The organism is Kitasatospora sp. NPDC032757 (assembly GCF_055579305.1).
This window is the reverse complement of the sequence record NZ_JBVINN010000040.1, coordinates 35,106-53,188: the sequence shown is the minus strand read 5'-3', so window position 1 is coordinate 53,188 and position 18,083 is coordinate 35,106. Positions and strand designations below refer to the sequence as shown.

General features: G+C 71.1%; 16 protein-coding genes. All 16 read left to right on the top strand.

Features of this window, described 5'->3' with window-relative positions:
• Positions 1 to 15: 15 nt before the first annotated feature.
• The 16 genes from ACZ5WK_RS32160 to ACZ5WK_RS32085 all read left to right on the top strand — a co-directional run bounded on the left by ACZ5WK_RS32160 (position 16) and on the right by ACZ5WK_RS32085 (position 18,048).
• Positions 16 to 414: a nuclear transport factor 2 family protein gene (locus ACZ5WK_RS32160; RefSeq protein WP_465552717.1), complete on the top strand. Its 399-nt coding sequence runs from the start codon at positions 16 to 18 to the stop codon at positions 412 to 414.
• Positions 414 to 1,964, top strand: a complete 1,551-nt coding sequence (locus ACZ5WK_RS32155) for a GMC family oxidoreductase (RefSeq protein WP_465552715.1) — start codon at positions 414 to 416, stop codon at positions 1,962 to 1,964. Before ACZ5WK_RS32160 ends, ACZ5WK_RS32155 begins: the two co-directional genes overlap by 1 nt.
• On the top strand, positions 1,957 to 2,550 hold the full coding sequence (locus ACZ5WK_RS32150; RefSeq protein ID WP_465552713.1) for a DJ-1/PfpI family protein: 594 nt from the start codon (positions 1,957 to 1,959) through the stop codon (positions 2,548 to 2,550). The genes ACZ5WK_RS32155 and ACZ5WK_RS32150 overlap by 8 nt, the downstream gene beginning before the upstream one ends.
• A complete protein-coding gene (locus ACZ5WK_RS32145; RefSeq protein WP_465552711.1) occupies positions 2,550 to 2,987 on the top strand; it encodes a VOC family protein in 438 nt (145 codons plus the stop codon). The genes ACZ5WK_RS32150 and ACZ5WK_RS32145 overlap by 1 nt, the downstream gene beginning before the upstream one ends.
• Positions 2,980 to 4,830 carry an AGE family epimerase/isomerase gene (locus ACZ5WK_RS32140; RefSeq protein ID WP_465552709.1) on the top strand — a complete coding sequence of 617 codons (1,851 nt, stop codon included), beginning with the start codon at positions 2,980 to 2,982 and terminating at the stop codon, positions 4,828 to 4,830. Before ACZ5WK_RS32145 ends, ACZ5WK_RS32140 begins: the two co-directional genes overlap by 8 nt.
• On the top strand, positions 4,827 to 5,168 hold the full coding sequence (locus tag ACZ5WK_RS32135) for an STAS domain-containing protein (RefSeq protein WP_465552707.1): 342 nt from the start codon (positions 4,827 to 4,829) through the stop codon (positions 5,166 to 5,168). The genes ACZ5WK_RS32140 and ACZ5WK_RS32135 overlap by 4 nt, the downstream gene beginning before the upstream one ends.
• The gene (gene glgX / locus ACZ5WK_RS32130) at positions 5,165 to 7,231 is read left to right on the top strand and encodes a glycogen debranching protein GlgX (RefSeq protein ID WP_465552705.1); all 2,067 of its coding nucleotides are present in this window, start codon (positions 5,165 to 5,167) and stop codon (positions 7,229 to 7,231) included. Before ACZ5WK_RS32135 ends, glgX begins: the two co-directional genes overlap by 4 nt.
• 28 nt (positions 7,232 to 7,259) lie before the next feature.
• Positions 7,260 to 7,571, top strand: a complete 312-nt coding sequence (locus ACZ5WK_RS32125) for an STAS domain-containing protein (RefSeq protein ID WP_465552703.1) — start codon at positions 7,260 to 7,262, stop codon at positions 7,569 to 7,571.
• Positions 7,572 to 7,590: 19 nt separating this feature from the next.
• Positions 7,591 to 8,013 (top strand): ATP-binding protein, encoded by a 423-nt coding sequence (locus ACZ5WK_RS32120; protein WP_465552701.1) that lies wholly within the window; start codon positions 7,591 to 7,593, stop codon positions 8,011 to 8,013.
• A 7-nt stretch (positions 8,014 to 8,020) separates the two neighbouring features.
• Positions 8,021 to 9,244, top strand: coding sequence for a PP2C family protein-serine/threonine phosphatase (locus ACZ5WK_RS32115; protein WP_465552699.1), 1,224 nt, complete (start codon positions 8,021 to 8,023; stop codon positions 9,242 to 9,244).
• Positions 9,245 to 9,307: 63 nt separating this feature from the next.
• Complete coding sequence (locus ACZ5WK_RS32110) at positions 9,308 to 10,054, top strand: MinD/ParA family ATP-binding protein (RefSeq protein WP_465552697.1); 747 nt, start codon at positions 9,308 to 9,310, stop codon at positions 10,052 to 10,054.
• Positions 10,055 to 10,062: 8 nt separating this feature from the next.
• The gene (locus ACZ5WK_RS32105; protein ID WP_465552695.1) at positions 10,063 to 11,400 is read left to right on the top strand and encodes a nucleotidyltransferase family protein; all 1,338 of its coding nucleotides are present in this window, start codon (positions 10,063 to 10,065) and stop codon (positions 11,398 to 11,400) included.
• Positions 11,400 to 12,560: a glycogen synthase gene (gene glgA, locus ACZ5WK_RS32100; RefSeq protein WP_465552693.1), complete on the top strand. Its 1,161-nt coding sequence runs from the start codon at positions 11,400 to 11,402 to the stop codon at positions 12,558 to 12,560. Before ACZ5WK_RS32105 ends, glgA begins: the two co-directional genes overlap by 1 nt.
• A 4-nt stretch (positions 12,561 to 12,564) precedes the next feature.
• On the top strand, positions 12,565 to 14,601 hold the full coding sequence (locus ACZ5WK_RS32095; protein WP_465552691.1) for an alpha-1,4-glucan--maltose-1-phosphate maltosyltransferase: 2,037 nt from the start codon (positions 12,565 to 12,567) through the stop codon (positions 14,599 to 14,601).
• Positions 14,598 to 16,484 (top strand): 1,4-alpha-glucan branching protein GlgB, encoded by a 1,887-nt coding sequence (glgB, locus tag ACZ5WK_RS32090; protein ID WP_465552689.1) that lies wholly within the window; start codon positions 14,598 to 14,600, stop codon positions 16,482 to 16,484. Before ACZ5WK_RS32095 ends, glgB begins: the two co-directional genes overlap by 4 nt.
• Positions 16,477 to 18,048 carry a Na+/H+ antiporter gene (locus ACZ5WK_RS32085; RefSeq protein WP_465552687.1) on the top strand — a complete coding sequence of 524 codons (1,572 nt, stop codon included), beginning with the start codon at positions 16,477 to 16,479 and terminating at the stop codon, positions 18,046 to 18,048. The genes glgB and ACZ5WK_RS32085 overlap by 8 nt, the downstream gene beginning before the upstream one ends.
• Positions 18,049 to 18,083: the final 35 nt, after the last annotated feature.

Here is an 18,083-nt window from a genome sequence, read left to right as displayed (position 1 = left end):
CCGGGGAGAGAGACGATGAAGACCCGTGAGGTGCTGGCCAGTTACTACGTCCACGCCAACGACGGTGACTGGGACAGCTGGTGCGACCTGTTCGCCGAGGACATGGTGATGGACGAGCAGCTCGCCGGCCGCGTCGAGGGGCGCGAAAGGCTTCGCTCGATGATGACCGGCATGGGGGAGATGTACGCCTCCTTCGAGAACCTGCCCCGGTACTTCCTGGTCGACGGCGACGGCGATGCCGACGGTGAGGAGGCGGCGGTGGTCTCCCACATCTCGGCCCGCAGCTCCTCCGGCAAGCCGATCGAGGCGGAGGTCATGAACTACTTCCGCATCAGGAACGGCCGGATCACCTACATGGCCAACTTCCACGACACGGCGCCGTTCCAGGTGCTCTCGCAAAGCCAGGGGGTGTGATGAGGGAGGAATTCGACTACGTGATCGTCGGCGCGGGCACGGCCGGCAGCGTGCTGGCCCACCGGCTGACCGAGGACCCGGACGTCCGCGTCCTGGTGCTGGAGGCCGGCGCCGGCCGGATCCCGGCCGAGGTGGACGATCCGACCGCGTGGATGCGGCTGCTCGGCAGTCGGATCGACTGGCGGTACCGGAGCGTTCCGCAGCGGGGCCTGGACTGGCGGGTGACGCGGGAGCCGCGCGGCAAAGCGCCCGGAGGGACGAGCAACCTCAACCTGATGATGCACGTCCGCGGCCACGCCTCGGACTTCGACAACTGGGCCTACCAGGGAGCGGCCGGCTGGTCCTACCAAGACGTCCGGCCCTACTTCGAGCGGATGGAGACCGAGCGGCCGGTCACCGACGCGGGCCTGAACGAGCCCAACCCGGCCTCCGGCGCCTTCATCGACGCCTGCGTCGAGCTCGGCCACCCCCGCGTGGCCGGCTTTCCCGCGGGCCCGGTGCACGGCGTGGGCTGGCACCGCCTGGACATCGCCGACGGCCGCCGCCGGGGAGCGCTCGCCTCCTATCTGGAACCGGCACTGGCGCGGCCCAATCTCACGCTGCGCAGCAACGCCCAGGCTCTCAGGCTCGTCGTGATCGGCGGCAGCTGCGTCGGAGTGGAGTACCTCCAACGACCGGAACCGGCCGGCCTCAAGGGGCGGCCGGTGCGAGACACGCAGGGCGAGCCGGTCCGTACGGGCATCCACCAGGTCCATGCCGGCCGTGAGGTGATCGTCGCGGCGGGCGCGATCGAATCGCCCAAGCTGCTCCTGCTCTCCGGCATCGGCAACCCCGACCACCTGAGGGCCTTCGGCATTACCGTCAACGCGGCTCTGCCCGGGGTGGGGGAGAACTTCCACAACCACGTACTCACCGCGGTGATGTGCGAGTCGCGCACCCCCGTGCCGGCCGCCCGGCAGAACCTCTCGGAGAGCGTGCTGTTCCTCTCCTCCGCCCCGGGGCTGCCCGCGCCGGACCTGCAACTCGCTTTCGTGCACGCGCCCTTCGACAGTGCGGCGGGCGAGGAGCACCCGGACACGGTGAGCGTCCTGCCCGGCGTGGTACGCCCGGCCTCGCGAGGCTGGGTCAGGCTCGCCCAGGCGGACGCGCTGGCCCAGCCGCTCGTCAACCCCAACTACCTCGGCGACCGCTCAGACCTGGAACGGCTGGTCCAGGGCGTGAAGCTGGCCCGGGAGATCATCAACACCTCGGCCTTCTCGCCCTGGCACAAGCAGGAGTTCCGGCCCGGCCCGGCGATCACGACGGACGAGGAGCTGCGCACATTCGTCCGGCGCACCGCCGACAGCTACCACCACCAGGCCGGCTCCTGCCGGATGGGCACCGACGACCTGTCGGTGGTGGACCCGCGGCTTCGCGTCCACGGGGTGCGCGGGCTGCGGGTGGTGGACGCCGGCGTGATGCCGGCCGTGCCCTCCGGAAACCCCCATGCCGCCGTCGTGATGATCGCCGAGCGGGCGGCCGACCTGATCCAGGAAGTGAGCCATGTCTGACGTCGCGGTCAGGGAAGGACCGCTCTCCGGGGCCCGGATCGCGGTGCTGATGGAGAGCGACTTCTACGAGCCCGAGATCTTCTACTACCGGCACCGGTTCGCCGAGGAGGGCGCCCGGGTCGACTTCGTGACCCGGCTCTGGGGGCAGCGCGAGATGACCTTCACCGGTCACGAGCACCGCGCGCCGTTCACCGTCGATCGCAGCTTCGAGGGTATCGACCCGCGCGCGTACGCCGCGATCATCGTGCCCTCCGGCATGGTGGCGGACCGGCTGCGCTACACCGAGGACGTCGACGGCCTGGCCCCCGCCGCCAGGTTGCTGCGATGGGCCTTCGCCGAGCCCGGTGTGGTCAAGGGGATCATCTGCCACGGCATGTGGCTGCTCTCCTCCGTCCCCCAGGTGGTCAACGGCCGCAAGGTCGTCTGCCACAACAACCTGATCGGTGACGTCCGTAACATGGGCGCCGAGTACGTGGACCAGGATGTCGTCCTCGACGGGGACCTGCTCACCGCACGCACCGGGGAACACCACCACCTCTTCGCCCGCACCCTCATCGAGGAGCTCGTCGAGCGGCGGGCGCGGTGATGCGCTGGGCGCACGTCGGCCTCAACTGCCGCGACCAGCGGGCAACCGAGGAGTTCTACACCCGCTGGTTCGGCTTCCGCCGGGCCCGGACGGTCCCGGTCGGGGACGGGGAGATCGTCTTCCTGCGCAACGGCGACGCCTACCTCGAACTCTTCCCGGCCGGCGACGAGTCGGCCGGGCAGAGTCAGGCCGACGGCCCGACGACACCCGGCGCAGTGCGGCACCTCGCCTTCCGGGCCGACAGCGTCGACCTGCTGCTCGCCGAGATGGGCGAGGCGGCCGACGTGACCCTCGGGCCGCTGGCCTTCGACGAGGTCCTGGACGGCTGGCGGGCGGTCTGGCTGCGCGACCCGGACGGCGTCGTCGTCGAGGTCGGCCAGGGATACCGGGATCAGGAGGCCACAGGTTCTAGTGAATGGAAGTCAATTCATGTCTGACACGGTGAACTTCACGTTCTCCGACACCATCGCCGGTTACGTCACGGCCTACGACCGGCACACCAGCCTCGTCCGGCTGGCCACCGCGGACGGTCGGGAGTTCGAAGTCTCCGTCGCCGGCGAGCCCGCCGCGGAGCTCCTGCACAACCTGGAGGAGCCGTACGCCGACGCCGGCGGCCACCTCGACGAGATGCTCGCGCCGGGCCGGTTCCTCTTCGCCTACGCGGTCTTCTACCCCGAGGGCGGCACGACCCGGATCGAGGCGAAGCGGCTGATCTTCCTCGGCCGCCGGCCGGACGCGTACCGCTTCGAGGAGACCGACTGGTGGATCCGCCAGCTGGAGTCCATCGCGGGCTTCTACCGCCGCGCCCAGTTCGGCGACGGTCCGGTGGACTACACCCGGTACCGCACCCAGCTGCGCCTCGGCGGTGACAAGACGGCCAGCCACGTCCAGGAGACGGACACCATCTCCCGACTGGTCTACGGCATGGCCTCCGCCTTCATGCTGACCGGCAACGAGGAGTACCTGGAGGTCGCGGAGCGCGGGACCGAGTACCTGCGCGAGCACCTGCGGGTCGTGGACCCGGAGGAGGACGTCGTCTACTGGTACCACGGGCTCAGCGTGGACGGGGAGACCGAGAAGAAGCTCTTCACCTCGGAGTTCTCCGACGACTACGACGCGATCCCGATGTACGAGCAGATCTACGCGCTCGCCGGCCCGATCCAGACCTACCGGGTGACGGGCGACCCGCGGATCAGGCGCGATGCGGACGCCACCCTGCGGCTGTTCGAGAAGTTCTTCCTCGACCCGGAGCACGGCGGCTACTTCTCGCACATCGACCCGATCCTGTTCCGCGCCGATCACGAGTCGCTCGGCCCCAACAAGGCCCGCAAGAACTGGAACTCGGTCGGCGACCACGCCCCGGCGTACCTGATCAACCTCTACCTGGCCACCGGCGACGCCAGGTACGCCGAGATGCTGGAGTACACCTTCGACACCATCGTCGAGCACTTCGTCGGCAGCAAGAACAGCCCCGACGGCAAGAACAGCCCCTTCGTCCAGGAGCGTTTCCACCACGACTGGTCGCACGACACCACCCACGGCTGGCAGCAGGACCGCGCGGTGGTCGGCCACAACCTCAAGATCGCGTGGAACCTGATGCGCATGCACGCGCTGCGCCCGAAGCCCGAGTACCTGGAGGCGGCGGCCGGCATCGGCGAGCTGATGCCGGAGGCCGGCAGTGACCGGCAGCGCGGCGGCTGGTACGACGTCGTCGAGCGGGTCCGTCGGGAGGGCGAGGAGTCCCACCGCTTCACCTGGCACGACCGCAAGGCCTGGTGGCAGCAGGAGCAGGCGATCCTCGCCTACCTGATCCTGCACGGGTACACCGGCCGCACGGAGTTCCTGCGCGACGCTCGGCACGCGGAGGCGTTCTACAACGCGTTCTTCCTCGACCACGACGAGGGCGCCGTCTACTTCAACGTGCTCGCGAGCGGCCTGCCCTACCTGCTCGGCACCGAGCGGCTCAAGGGCAGCCACTCGATGAGCATGTACCACTCCGCCGAGCTGTGCTACCTCGCCGCGGTCTACAACAACCTGCTGATCAACGGCCGCCCGATGGACTTCTGGTTCAAGCCGGACCCGGCCGGCCTCCGGGACGGGCTGTTGCGCGTCTCGCCCGACCTGCTGCCGGCCGGCGCCGTGCGGATCTCCGAGGTGGAGCTCGACGGCACCCCGTACCTGGACTACGACGCCGAGGCGCTCACCGTGCGCCTCCCGCAGGGCGGGCCGCGGGTCAAGGTACGGGTCCGCCTCGAACCGGTGGCCAGGAGCCGGTCATGACGGTCGAGGTCCGCTCCCGCGAGCAGGACGGCGTCACCGTCGTGGAACTGGAAGGGGAGATCACCAGCGTGACCTCCGGCGAGCTCCAGAAACGCCTCCTGCCCCTCATCGGGCGCAGCGGCACCACCGTCATCGACCTGAGCGGGGTGCCCTACATCTCCAGCGCCGGACTGCGCACGCTGCTGCTCGTCCACCGCAGGGCGCTGCGCGAGTCCACCAGCCCGGTCCTGGTCGGGCTGGCGGAGGAGGTCCGGTTCGTGATGGCCTCCACCGGCTTCCTGGACTTCTTCGACGTGCGGGAGAGCGCTGCCTCGGTTCTCGGGACGGAACGCGGATGAGCATGACCGAGCGCATCGACGCCTTCCCCACGCACACCATCGCGGGCTACGGCGTCCGGGCCGGCCGCCCGCTGCCCTTCGGGGCCACGCCCGTGCCGGGCGGGATCAACTTCTCGGTGTACTCGGAGAAGGCCACCCGGATGTGGCTGGTCCTGTTCGCGCCCGGCGCGCGGCAGCCGCTGGCCGAACTGGAGTTCCCGCCGGCGTTCCGGATCGGCAGCGTCTTCGCGATGACCGTCTTCGGCCTGGACGACGAGAGCGTGGAGTACGGCTTCCGCGCCGACGGACCCTTCGACCCGGAGCGCGGCGACCGCTTCGACGCGAGCCGGGTGCTCACCGACCCGTACGCTCGGATGATCTCCGGGCGCGACGAGTGGGGCACCCCGGCCGACCGGGACCGCCCCTGCCCGTACCGCTCGCGGCTGGCCTTCGACGACTTCGACTGGGGGGACGACGCACCGCTGCGCATCCCCACCGAGGACCTGGTCGTCTACGAGCTGCACGTCCGCGGCTTCACCCGCCACCCGTCCTCGGGGGTGTCCGCACCCGGCACCTATGCGGGGCTGCGGGAGAAGATCCCGTACCTGAAGGAGCTCGGGGTCAACTGCGTCGAGCTGATGCCCGTCTTCGAGTTCGACGAGCAGGACAACCCGCGCAGCAACCCCGGAACCGGCGAGCCGCTGCTCGACTACTGGGGCTACAACACCGTCGGGTTCTTCGCCCCGAAGGCCGGCTACGCCGCGACCGGGCGGTTCGGCATGCAGGCCGACGAGTTCAGGACCCTGGTCAGGGACCTGCACGCGGCCGGCATCGAGGTCGTCCTCGACGTGGTGTTCAACCACACCGCCGAGGGCAACGAGCAGGGCCCGACCATCGCCTTCCGCGGTCTGGACAACGCGACGTACTACATGCTCACCCCGGCCGGGGACTACTACAACTTCAGCGGCACCGGGAACACCGTCAACTGCAACCACCCCGTGGTGCGCGACTTCATCCTCAACTGCCTGCGCCACTGGGTGTCCGAGTACCACGTCGACGGCTTCCGCTTCGACCTGGCGGCCATCCTCGACCGGGCCCCCGACGGCACCCCGCTGGCCAACCCGCCGCTACTGGAACAGCTCGCCCACGACCCCGTCCTGCGCCACTGCAAGCTGATCGCCGAGGCCTGGGACGCCGCCGGCCTGTACGAGGTGGGCACCTTCCCCGACTACGGGCGCTGGGCGGAGTGGAACGGCAAGTACCGGGACGCCGTCCGCCGGTTCCTCAAGGGCGACCCGGACACCGCCGGCGAGCTGGCCACCCGGCTGGTCGGCTCGCCCGACCTCTACACCGGCCGCGGGACGACCGCCTCGGTCAACTTCGTCACCGCCCACGACGGCTTCACCCTCCACGACCTGGTCTCGTACAACGACAAGCACAACGAGGCCAACGGCGAGGGCAACGCCGACGGGGCCAATGACAACAACAGCTGGAACTGCGGCACGGAAGGCCAGACCTCGGACCAGGAGATCCTGCGGCTGCGGATGCGGCAGATGAAGAACGCCCTGGCGATCCTGCTCACCAGCCAAGGCGTGCCCATGCTGCTCGCAGGCGACGAGCTGGCCCGCACCCAGCAGGGCAACAACAACACCTACTGCCAGGACAACGAGCTCTCCTGGCTGGACTGGAGCCCGAACGACACCGGCGCGGAGCTGCACCGGTTCGTCCGCTCCCTGATCGCCTTCCGGCACGCCCACCCGCTGCTGCGCGGCGCCGACCACCCCGGCAACGACGTGAGTTGGCACGGCACGCGGGCCTGGGAGCCGGACTGGTCAGCCGACAGCCGACTGCTGGCGGTTATGCGCTCGGGCGACGAGCAGATCTACTGCGCCATGAACTCCCACTGGGAGGCCCACGACCTCGAACTGCCGGAGCCGCAGCCCGGTGCGGCCTGGCACCTCGTCGCGGACACCACCGCCGACACCCCGTGCGACATCCACCAGCCCGGCGCGGAGCCGCCCCTGGCGGACCCGCGGCACTACCGGATCGCCCCGCGTTCGACGGTGATCCTGCTCGCCCGCTGAACCCCGAAGAAGCCGGAGAACCCACGTCATGGCCCTCACCGTCTCGGTCACCACGTCCACCGACACCGCGACCATCAGCCTGGTCGGCGAGCTGGACGCCGCCAGCGCGCCCGCCTTCCACGACACCATCGAGCAGGCGGCCGCCGCGGGTGTCACCCATGTCGTCATCCAGGCCAAGGAGTTGACCTACATGGCCAGCGCCGGCCTGCGCTCCCTGGTCTTCGCCCGGCAGAAGATGGGCGACGACGTCCGGATCACCGTGGCCGGCCCCAGCGCCCCGGTGGCCCGGACCATCCGGCAGGCCGGCTTCGACCGCAGCGTCACGCTCGTCGACGAGTGAGAGCGGACGGGCCACGCGGATGAACGCGCTGCGCATCTCTGCCGCGCTGACCTCCCTCGAGGACGTCGCGCACTTCTGCCGGGACCTCGCCGCACGGGCGGGGCTCTCCACCGAGGCCGCATACCGGCTGCGCCTGGCCGCCGACGAGCTCGCCACCAACGTGGTGATGCACGGCTACCGGGGCGCCGAGGGGGAGTTACGGCTCGCGGGCGGGGTGGATGAGGAGACCGTCTGGATCCGGATGGAGGACGACGCACCGCCCTTCGATCCCAGCGCGGGCTGCCGGCCGCCCCAGCCCGATGTCCCGCTCGCGCAGCGGCCCATCGGAGAGCTGGGGATCCACCTCGCCCTCACCTCGCTGGACGACTTCAGCCACCGCTACGCCGACGGTCACAACACCTCCACCCTCGTGATCCGGCGACACCGCCCCCGACCCGAATGAGGCCGACATGCCCTCTGTGACAGCGCTCCTGGTGGACCAGGAGCGCAATCCGCCCCCGGACCTGCTGGCCGCCCTCGCGAGCGAGGACGTGGCCGCCGAGGTGCGCACCCCGGACGAGACCCTCGACGGCCGGCTGTCCGCCGAGGTCCTGCTGGCACCGGCGGCGATGCCGCCGCGCTCCGTGCGGGAGCTCAGCCGAAGGCTCGCCGAGAACGGCCCGACCCCGATCGTGGTGGTCTACGCAGAGAGCGGGTTCGCCGACATCGAGCAGCACGTCAGGCTCGGCCACGACTATCTCGTCCCGCCGTTCCTCCCGCCGCTGGTGCGGGCCCGGCTGCGCAGCTGCTACGAGCGGGCCAGGCTGGGCCGCTCCATGGAAGAGGTCGAGGCACAGGCGGAACTGCTCAGCTACGAACGGGAGCTGAAGATCGGCCGGGAGATCCAGGAGGGCTTCCTGCCCGAGGGCCTGCCGACGCCTGACGGCTGGGATCTCGATGTGCGCTTCCAGCCCGCCCGCAAGGTGGCCGGCGACTTCTACGACGTGTTCGAGCTGGTCAACCGGCGCAGGCTGGCCCTGGTGGTGGCCGACGTCTGCGACAAGGGTGTCGGGGCCGCGCTCTTCATGGCCCTGATCCGCAGTCTGCTGCGCCACACGGCCGAGCACAGCGGCCTGCAGAGTCTGATGACCGCCCAGCACTCGCCACCGGGCGCGGCCGACCCGGCGCATGTGATTCCGGTCGTCGGTGCCACCCCGCTGATGAACGCGGTCGTGGGGACCAACGGCTACCTCACCCGCAACCACAGCGGCCAGGGCTACTTCGCGACGATGTTCTTCAGCGTCCTGGACCCGGCCACCGGCAGCCTGGTCTACATCAACGGCGGCCACAACCCGCCGATGCTGGTCCCCCGGGAGGGTGGCGAGCCGACACCGCTGGAGCCCACCGGGCCGGCTGTCGGCGTCATCCCCGACTGCGCCTTCGCGCTGGGCTACGCGCAGCTCCGGCCGGGGGACACGTTGTTCGTCTACACCGACGGCGTACCCGAGGCGCGCAACGCGGGGGGCGAGTTCTTCGGCGACGAGCGCGTCCTGGAGCTGTTGCGCGAGCCCGCGCCGTCGGGCAGGGCGCTGCTGGAGCGGATGGAGTCGGCGCTCCGCGAGCACAGCGGCACCGCCGAACAGCACGACGACATCACCATGATGGCCGTCCACCGGACGGCCGTACTTGGCTGACCAGCCTCAGGCGGCGCACGCGCACGGCGCACGTGGACCACGAGGACGATCGGACGGGAACAGATGGCACAGATCATCGCAATGCACTCGCACCGAGGAGGCACCGGGCGGTCCACCATCGCGGCCAACCTCGCCAGGCTGACGGCCGACGAGGGGCACCGGGTGGCCCTGGTGGACACCGACATCCAGTCACCCGCGGCGCACGTGCTGTTCGGCAACGCCGAAGCGCCGGGACACACTCTCGCCGACTACCTGATCGGCCGGTGCGAGGTCGAGGACGCGGCGGTGCCACTGCCCACGGCGCCCGGCGGCGAGCTCTTCCTGGTGCCCGCCCGGGCCGAGGCCTCCGGGATCCACGAGATCATCGCCCAGGGGTACGACGTCGGGTTGCTCCGTGAGGGCTTCGACCGCCTCGTCGAGGCGCTGCGCCTCGACGTCCTGTTGCTGGACACACACGCGGGCATCAACAACGAGACGGTGACCGCCGTGGCCAGTGCCGACACCCTGGTCGTGGTGACCAGGTCCTGCCGGCTCGACCTCACCGGTGCGGGCGAGACCATCGAGTTCGCCAACCAGCTCAGCTGCCCGCGCCGGGCCCTGGTGGTCAACATGGTCCCGCCGGGCGTGGCCGAGGAGGCGTCCCGGGAGCGAGCCGAGGCGGCGTACGGATCGGCGGCGGAGACCGTGCTCCCCTACACGCCCGAGCTGGCCAAGGTCGCCGGCGCCCGGTTGTTCGCCGACGCCCACCCCGATCACCCGCTGATGGAACGTTTCCGCAAGATCATTCCTTCCCTGGTACGCCGGAGGTGACGGCAACGATGGAGAGCCTGTCCGCGATCGCCCTGGTCGGAGGCCAGGGGGTGCGGGCCCGGCCGCTGACCCTGAACTCCTCGGACTACCTGCGCAGCAAGGCCGCGATGTGCCTGGCCGGCCGCAGCCTGATCGAGTGGGCGGTCGAGATCCTGCAGAGCCAAGGCGTCGACCGGTTCTTCGTGGCGGCCAACGGCGGCGAGAACCGCGCCCAGACCAAGGCCATCCTGGAGCACGGAGAGCAGCTCGGGGTGTCCGTCCGGTACTCCCGGACCCGCTTCGACAGCAGCAACACCGGCTCCGGAGAGGCCACTCTGCGCTGCCTGGAGTACTGGGACCTCGGCGGCCTCGCGCTGGTCTTCCCCTCCGACTCGGTCTTCGACTTCGACCTCGCGGGGATGATCCGCGCCCACCGGCAGAACGACGCCGTGGTCACCCTCGCCTCCGTGCTCCGCCCGGCGCAGGAGGCGGCGGGCAAGTACGGGGTGGTGCTGCGCGGCGGGAACGGCCGGGTGGCGGGCTTCCTGGAGAAGCCGGACCTGGACACCACCCGGCTGATCGGCGGCGAGGTCGAGACCAACGCCGGAATGTACCTGGTCGACTGCGACCGGCTGCGGATGATCGCCCGCGAGCCGGCCCTCTCCGCGCTCGCCCGCCGCAGCCTGGACTGGGGCGGCGACCTGCTGCCGTACCTGGTCGGCCAAGGCCACCGGGTCGCCTCCTACCCCATCGCCAAGTTCGGCGACCTGGGCAGCCCCCGGGACTACCTGACCACCCTGCGGGAGGTGCTCCGCGACGAGTACCCGGTGCTCAGCGGCCGGATCGACCCGCCGGTCAACCCGTTCGCCGGCGCCCGGATCCACGAGAGCAGCCTGCACCTGAAGGACGAGACCACCGGCCGCACGCTGGCGGAGAAGGTCGCCGACGGCACCGTCCTGATCGGGCCGAACGTGCGGATCGGCCGGGACGTGGAGATCGGCCCAGGCGTGGTCCTCGCCGAATCCGACATCGGCGACGGGGTGGACCTCGGCGAGGGCAGCTCGCTGCGCGGCGTCGCCTGCGGCGACCACAGCATCATCGGGCCCGGCGCGCGGATCTCCGACGCCTTCCTCGGCGCGATGGTCGACATCCGTTCCACGCTCGAACGGCCGGTGGTGCTGGAGGAGTTCTGCGCGCTGGGTGACGAGGTGCGGGTCCGCGCCGGGGCGCATCTGCGCGGGGTGAACGTATTCCCCCGGCTCGACATCAGAAGCGAGGCCTGCATACCGGCCGGCGCCAGTCTCTCCGGCCTGAAGGACCTGCTGCACTGGCTGGGCGGGCAGCCCTCGAACGGAAGGGCGGCGTGATGCGCGTCGACCTGTTCAGCCGCGAGTACCCGCCGTACGTCTACGGCGGCGCGGGCGTGCACGTCGAGCAACTGGCCGGGCAGCTCGGGAAGTCCGTCGACCTCCGGGTCCACTGCTTCGACGGGCCGCGGCAGTCGCCCGACGTCCTGGGCCACCGGCCGCCCCGCGAGCTGGCCGGCGCCAACGCGGCGCTGCAGGCGATGGGCGTGGACCTGGCCATGGCCGCGGCCGCCCGCGGGTCCGACCTGGTGCACAGCCACACCTGGTACGCCAACCTGGCCGGCCACGTCGCCAAGCTGCTGTACGGGCTCCCGCACGTGGTCACCGCGCACAGCCTGGAACCGCTGCGCCCCTGGAAGGCCGAGCAGCTCGGCGGCGGCTACGCGCTCTCCTCGTTCTGCGAGCGGACGGCCCTACTCGGCGCGGACCGGGTGATCGCCGTCTCCGGTGCGATGAGGGACGACGTACTGCGCTGCTACCCGGAGCTCGACGCCGGCCGGGTGGTGGTGATCCACAACGGCATCGACACCGACGAGTTCGCCCCGGTGTCCGCCACCGGCGAGCTGACCCGGCTGGGTATCCGCACCGACCGGCCCACCGTCGCCTGCGTGGCCCGTCTGACCCGCCAGAAGGGCCTGCTCCACCTGCTGCGCGCGGCGCCGCACCTAGCCCCCGGTACCCAGCTGGTGATGTGCGTGAGCACGCCCGACAGCGCCGAGATCGCCGCGGAGTTCGCCACGCTGGCCCGGGAGGTCCGGGAGCGCGGAGTCGACCTGGTGCACGTCGAGGAGCCGATGACCCGCGTGGCTGTGCGCCAACTACTGTCCCGCGCCGACGTGTTCGCCTGCCCCTCGGTGTACGAGCCGATGGGCATCGTCAACCTGGAAGCGATGGCCTGCGAGACCCCGGTGGTCGCCACCGCCGTGGGCGGTATCCCGGAGGTGGTCACCGACGGGGAGACCGGACTGCTGGTGCCGCTCGCGGACGACGAGGTGTTCGCCGAGAACCTCGCACTGCGGATCAACGAGCTGCTGGCGGACCCTGAGCGCGCCCGCCGGATGGGCCGATCCGGACGCCGCCGCGCGGCGGAGCACTTCTCCTGGGCGGCGGTCGCCCAACAGGTCCATGACGTCTACGTATCCGCGAAGGGAAGGTCCTGAGCCGATGACGATCGAGCTGAGCATGCTCTCCAAGGAGCTGCGCCCGCACCAACTCCCCTCCTCTGTCGGACGCATCCCGATCACCGACGTACGGCCCACGGTCGATCAGGGCCGCCGGCCCGCCCGGGCCGTGCCGGGAGAGCCATTCGAGATCTCCGCGACGGTCTTCCGCGAGGGTCACGGGGCGCTCGGGGCCCAGGTGGTGCTCACCGGACCGGACGGAAGGGAGCGCCCCGGGATTCCGATGGCCGAGAGGGTGCGCGGCACCGACCTGTACGTGGCGAAGGTGGTGCTCGACCAGCTGGGGGAGTGGACCTTCCGGGTCGAGGCCTGGAGCGACCCGCTGGCCACCTGGCGGCACGAGGCCCCGGTGAAGGTCGCGGCCGGCACCGACGTCGACCTGACCCTGGAGGAGGGCGCCCGTCTGCTGGCCCGGGCTGCACTCGGACCGCTCGCCGTCGGCACCCCCGCGCAGACCCTCCTCGCGTGGGCGGCGGCGGCCGTCCGGGACACCACCCGCCCGGCGCACGAGCGGCTGGCGGAGGCGCTCGCCGCCGAACCGCAGGAAGCCAGTCCACTGCGTGAACTCCTCACCACAGGGCCGGAGTTTCCGATCCGCGTGGAGCGCGAGCGCGCACTGTACGGCTCCTGGTACGAGTTCTTCCCCCGCTCCGAGGGCGCCGTCCTCGACCCGGCCGGCAAACGGCCGCCCAGCTCGGGCACCTTCCGCACGGCCGCGCGGCGGCTCCCCGCGATCGCCGCGATGGGCTTCCACGTGGTGTACCTGCCGCCCGTCCACCCGGTCGGCACCAGTCACCGCAAGGGCCCGGGCAACACACTGGCCGCCGGCCCGCACGACCCCGGCTCACCCTGGGCGATCGGCTCACCGGCCGGCGGCCACGACACCGTGCACCCGGACCTGGGCACCGAGGAGGACTTCCGCCACTTCGTCCGCACGGCACACGGTCTCGGGCTGGAGGTCGCCCTCGACTTCGCGCTGCAGTGCTCACCGGAGCACCCCTGGGTGCGCGAGCATCCGGAGTGGTTCCGGCACCGCGCGGACGGCAGCATCGCGTACGCGGAGAACCCGCCCAAGAAGTACCAGGACATCCACCCGATCGACTTCGACGCCGACCCGGACGGTGTCCACGCCGCGTGCCTGCGGGTGCTCCGCCACTGGATGGCCCTGGGCGTGCGGATCTTCCGGGTGGACAACCCGCACACCAAGCCGGTGGGGTTCTGGGAGCGGCTGCTCGCCGACGTCCACGCCACCGACCCGGACGTGCTCTTCCTCGCCGAGGCGTTCACCCGCCCGGCGATGCTGCACACGCTGGCCCGGATCGGCTTCCACCAGTCCTACACCTACTTCACCTGGCGCAACACCCGCGAGGAGGTGGAGACGTACCTGGGCGAGCTGGCCGGCCTCGGCGGTGAGGAGTCGGCGGCGTACCTGAGGCCCAACCTCTTCGTCAACACCCCTGACATCCTGTCCGGTTACCTCCAGCAGGGCGGTCGGGCGGCCTTCTCGGTCCGAGCGGTGCTGGCCGCGACGGCCGGCCCCTCCTGGGGCGTCTACGCCGGCTACGAGCTCTGCGAGGCGGAGGCCACCGGGCCGCGCAGCGAGGAGTACGCCAACTCCGAGAAGTACCAGTACCGGCCGCGGGACTGGTCGGCCGCGCCGCTCACTCCGCTGATCACCGCGCTCAACCGGATCCGTGAGGAGCACCCCGCCCTGCACCACCTGCGCAACCTGCGCTTCCACTCCTGCGACAACCGGTCGGTCGTGACCTTCTCCAAGCGGCTGGGCGCGGACACGGTGCTGGTCGTGCTCAACCTCGACCCGCACCGGCCCCAGGAGGGCATCGTCTCCCTCGACCTGCCCGAGCTCGGCCTGGCGCCGGACGCCGCCTTCGACGTCCGCGACGAGCTGAGCGGCGCCTCGTACCGCTGGGAGCGCGAGAACTACATACGGCTCGACCCGCACACGGACCAGGTCGCGCACATCTTCACGATCCGCCCGCTGACGAGGAAGGCGCCGTGACCGTTGCTGGCCCGGCCATCGGAGAGCTCGACCTCCACCTCCACCTGATCGGTGAGGGACGGCACGAGCAGCTCTGGCAGGTGTTGGGGGCCCACCCCAGCGCCGGGGGCACCTCGTTCGCCGTGTGGGCACCCAACGCCCGAGGGGTGCGGGTGATCGGCGACTTCAACGGCTGGGACGGCCGCGGGCACGAGATGCGGCGGCGCTCCGGGGTGTGGGAGCTCTTCGCCCCGGGGGCGGGCGAGGGCGACCTCTACAAGTACGAGATCCTCGGCCCGGACAACACGTGGCGGCAGAAGGCGGACCCGTTCGCCTTCGCCGCCGAGTGCCCGCCCGGGACGGCGTCACGGATCCACTCGTCCCGCCACCGCTGGACAGACGACGCCTGGATGGCCGGCCGTACCGCCCCTGCGGCGCACGAGGCGCCGATGAGTATCTACGAAGTCCACCTCGGCTCCTGGCGCCCTGGTCTGACGTACCGGCAGCTGGCCGACGAGCTGTCCGCGTACGTCAAGGACCTGGGCTTCACCCACGTCGAGTTCCTGCCCGTCGCCGAGCATCCCTTCGGCGGCTCCTGGGGCTACCAGGTTTCCTCCTACTACGCCCCGACCGCCCGCTTCGGTACCCCGGACGACTTCCGGTACCTGGTCGACACCCTGCACCGGCACGGCATCGGCGTGATCGTCGACTGGGTGCCCGCCCACTTCCCCAGGGACGACTGGGCGCTGGCGCGGTTCGACGGCACACCGCTCTACGAGCACCCGGACCCCCGCCGGGGCGAGCACCCCGACTGGGGGACGCTGGTCTTCGACTACGGCCGCCCCGAGGTGCGCAATTTCCTCGTCGCCAACGCGCTCTACTGGTGCGAGGAGTTCCACGTGGACGGCCTGCGGGTCGACGCGGTGGCCTCCATGCTCTACCTCGACTACTCCCGCCCGGACGGCCAGTGGCTGCCCAACGCCCATGGCGGCCGGGAGAACCTGGACGCCATCTCCTTCCTCCAGGAGCTCAACGCCACCGTCTACCGCCGCTGCCCCGGCGTGGTCACCATCGCCGAGGAGTCCACCGCCTGGGACGGCGTCACCCGCCCCACCGACGCCGGTGGCCTCGGCTTCGGCCTGAAGTGGAACATGGGCTGGATGCACGACACCCTGGCCTACCTGCGCCAGGACCCGGTGCACCGGCGGCACCACCACACCAACATGACCTTCCCGATGATGTACGCCCACGCGGAGAACTACCTGCTGCCGATCAGCCACGACGAAGTGGTGTACGGAAAGGGCTCGCTGCTCGGGAAGATGCCCGGTGACCGCTGGCAGCGGTTCGCGGACCTGCGCGCCTACCTGGCCTTCCTGTGGGCCCACCCGGGCAAGAAGCTTCTCTTCATGGGCCAGGAGTTCGCCCAGCCTGCCGAGTGGTGGCACGACGGCTCGCTCGACTGGGCCCTCCTGGAAGAGGCCGGCGGCCACCGCGGGGTCCGCGACCTGGTCCGCGACCTGAACCGGCTGTACCGCGGGACGGCGGAGCTCTGGGAACGGGACAGCGGGCCCGACGGCTTCCGCTGGATCGACCCCGACGCCGCGGCGGAGAACGTCCTCTCCTTCGTCCGCCACGATGCCGCCGGCGAACCGCTGGTCTGCGTGTACAACTTCTCGCCGGTCGTCCGCAGGCCCTTCCGGCTCGCCTTCCCCCGGCCCGGCGGCTGGCGCGAGGTGCTCAACACCGACGCCTGCTGCTACGGCGGCAGCGGCGTGGGCAACCTCGGCGGCGTACGGGCCGAGGAACTCGTCTGGCAGGGCCACCCCGCCAGCGCCGCGATCGTGCTCCCGCCGCTCGGCGCACTCTGGTTGCGCCCGGAGGCGGCAGGAGGCCAGGATGGCTGAAGTCCTGCTCCTGGTCGTCGGTGCGACCCTGGTGTCCGCCATGGCTCGCCGCGCCGGAGTCTCGGCGCCGATCGCCCTGGTCGTCGTCGGGCTGCTGGTCTCCTTCCTTCCCGGCATGCCGGATTACCACCTCGATCCCGAACTCGCCCTGCTCGTGTTCGTCCCGCCGTTGGTGTACTCCGACGCCGTGGAGAGCTCCTTCCTGAACCTCCGGGCCAACGCGCGCCCGATCGGCCTGCTCTCGGTCGGCCTGGTCCTGTTCACCACGCTCGTCGTCGGCCTGGTGGCCCATGCGGTGATCCCCGGCATGCCATGGGCCGTGGCCTTCGTCCTCGGCGCGATCCTCGCGCCCACCGACGCGGTCGCCGCGGTGTCCATCGCCCGGCGGCTGGGACTGCCGCGCCGGATCGTCACCATCCTGGTGGCGGAGAGCATCGTCAACGACGCCACCGGCATGGCGGTCTTCCGGCTGACCATCGCGATCGCCCTGGGCGGTACCACCACCGTCCTCGAAGGCGCCGGCGAGTTCGTGTTCGCCTCCCTCGGCGGGGTTGCGGTCGGCCTGCTCCTCGCGCCGCCCGTCCGCCGGCTGCGCTGCTGGCTGTCCGACGCCGTCTCGGAGAACGCGGTGTCCCTGCTCGTGCCGTTCGGGGCCTACGCGATCGCCGAGTCCATTCACGCCTCGGGCGTCCTGGCGGTGCTCGCCGCCGGGCTGTACCTCGGCCACCACGCCACCGGGGCCTCGCACGAGTCCCGGCTGCAGGAGAGGGCGACCTGGAAACTCTCCGGCTGCCTGTTGGAGGCGGTCTCCTTCGCGCTGATCGGCCTTCAGCTGCGACCGGTGCTGCACTCCCTCCACACCACCGACCCGCTCGCTCTGGGCTGGTACGCCGGCACCGTCTTCGCCACCCTGCTGCTGGCACGGATCGCCTGGGTCTTCCCGGCGACGTACCTACCCCGTCGCCTGTCGGCGCGGCTCAGGAAACGCGATCCTTCGCCGCCTTGGCGGTTCCCCGCCGCGATCTGCTGGGCCGGCACCCGCGGAGTGGTCTCGCTCGCCGCCGCCTTCGCCGTCCCGCCGTCGATGCCCCGGCGGGACCTCGTCCTCTTCCTCGCCTTCTCCGTCGTCCTGTCCACCCTGCTGGTCCAGGGCCTCGGTTTCCCCGCCGTCGTCCGCCGGCTCGGTCTGCGCGACGAGCGACAGGCGCACCAGGACGACCTCGCGGAGGCGGTGGCGCAGGAGACCGCGGCCCGGACGGCCTGGGCCCGGATGGAGGAGCTGGTCACCAGCGGCAGGGAGGCGCCGCCCGGGCATGTGCTTGACAGGCTCCGAGAGTTGGCCGAGCACCGCTGTTCCACCGCCTGGGAGCGGCTGCGGGCGGACGGGGTAGGGGTGGAGGCGGAGCCGCCGACCGCCGCGTACCGGCGGCTGCGCCGGGAGATGCTCGCCGCCGAGCGCGGCGTCTTCGTGCAACTGTGCCGGGACGGGGAGCTCGACGACGAGGTCCTGCGGCGGGTGATGCACGAACTCGACCTGGAGGAGGCGGTGCTGTCGCGAGAATGAACGGCGCCCGGACGGCACGCCGAGAGATCGGCGGA

What these genes read in the sequence shown, in the direction of transcription:
- ACZ5WK_RS32120 (WP_465552701.1), top strand. Translation starts at nt 7,591, where the DNA reads ATGAACGCGCTGCGCATCTCTGCCGCGCTGACCTCCCTCGAGGACGTC.
- glgA (WP_465552693.1), top strand. Translation starts at nt 11,400, where the DNA reads ATGCGCGTCGACCTGTTCAGCCGCGAGTACCCGCCGTACGTCTACGGC.
- ACZ5WK_RS32145 (WP_465552711.1), top strand. Translation starts at nt 2,550, where the DNA reads ATGCGCTGGGCGCACGTCGGCCTCAACTGCCGCGACCAGCGGGCAACC.
- glgX (WP_465552705.1), top strand. Translation starts at nt 5,165, where the DNA reads ATGAGCATGACCGAGCGCATCGACGCCTTCCCCACGCACACCATCGCG.
- ACZ5WK_RS32150 (WP_465552713.1), top strand. Translation starts at nt 1,957, where the DNA reads ATGTCTGACGTCGCGGTCAGGGAAGGACCGCTCTCCGGGGCCCGGATC.
- ACZ5WK_RS32105 (WP_465552695.1), top strand. Translation starts at nt 10,063, where the DNA reads ATGGAGAGCCTGTCCGCGATCGCCCTGGTCGGAGGCCAGGGGGTGCGG.
- ACZ5WK_RS32115 (WP_465552699.1), top strand. Translation starts at nt 8,021, where the DNA reads ATGCCCTCTGTGACAGCGCTCCTGGTGGACCAGGAGCGCAATCCGCCC.
- ACZ5WK_RS32110 (WP_465552697.1), top strand. Translation starts at nt 9,308, where the DNA reads ATGGCACAGATCATCGCAATGCACTCGCACCGAGGAGGCACCGGGCGG.
- ACZ5WK_RS32135 (WP_465552707.1), top strand. Translation starts at nt 4,827, where the DNA reads ATGACGGTCGAGGTCCGCTCCCGCGAGCAGGACGGCGTCACCGTCGTG.
- ACZ5WK_RS32125 (WP_465552703.1), top strand. Translation starts at nt 7,260, where the DNA reads ATGGCCCTCACCGTCTCGGTCACCACGTCCACCGACACCGCGACCATC.
- ACZ5WK_RS32155 (WP_465552715.1), top strand. Translation starts at nt 414, where the DNA reads ATGAGGGAGGAATTCGACTACGTGATCGTCGGCGCGGGCACGGCCGGC.
- ACZ5WK_RS32095 (WP_465552691.1), top strand. Translation starts at nt 12,565, where the DNA reads ATGACGATCGAGCTGAGCATGCTCTCCAAGGAGCTGCGCCCGCACCAA.
- ACZ5WK_RS32160 (WP_465552717.1), top strand. Translation starts at nt 16, where the DNA reads ATGAAGACCCGTGAGGTGCTGGCCAGTTACTACGTCCACGCCAACGAC.
- ACZ5WK_RS32085 (WP_465552687.1), top strand. Translation starts at nt 16,477, where the DNA reads ATGGCTGAAGTCCTGCTCCTGGTCGTCGGTGCGACCCTGGTGTCCGCC.
- ACZ5WK_RS32140 (WP_465552709.1), top strand. Translation starts at nt 2,980, where the DNA reads ATGTCTGACACGGTGAACTTCACGTTCTCCGACACCATCGCCGGTTAC.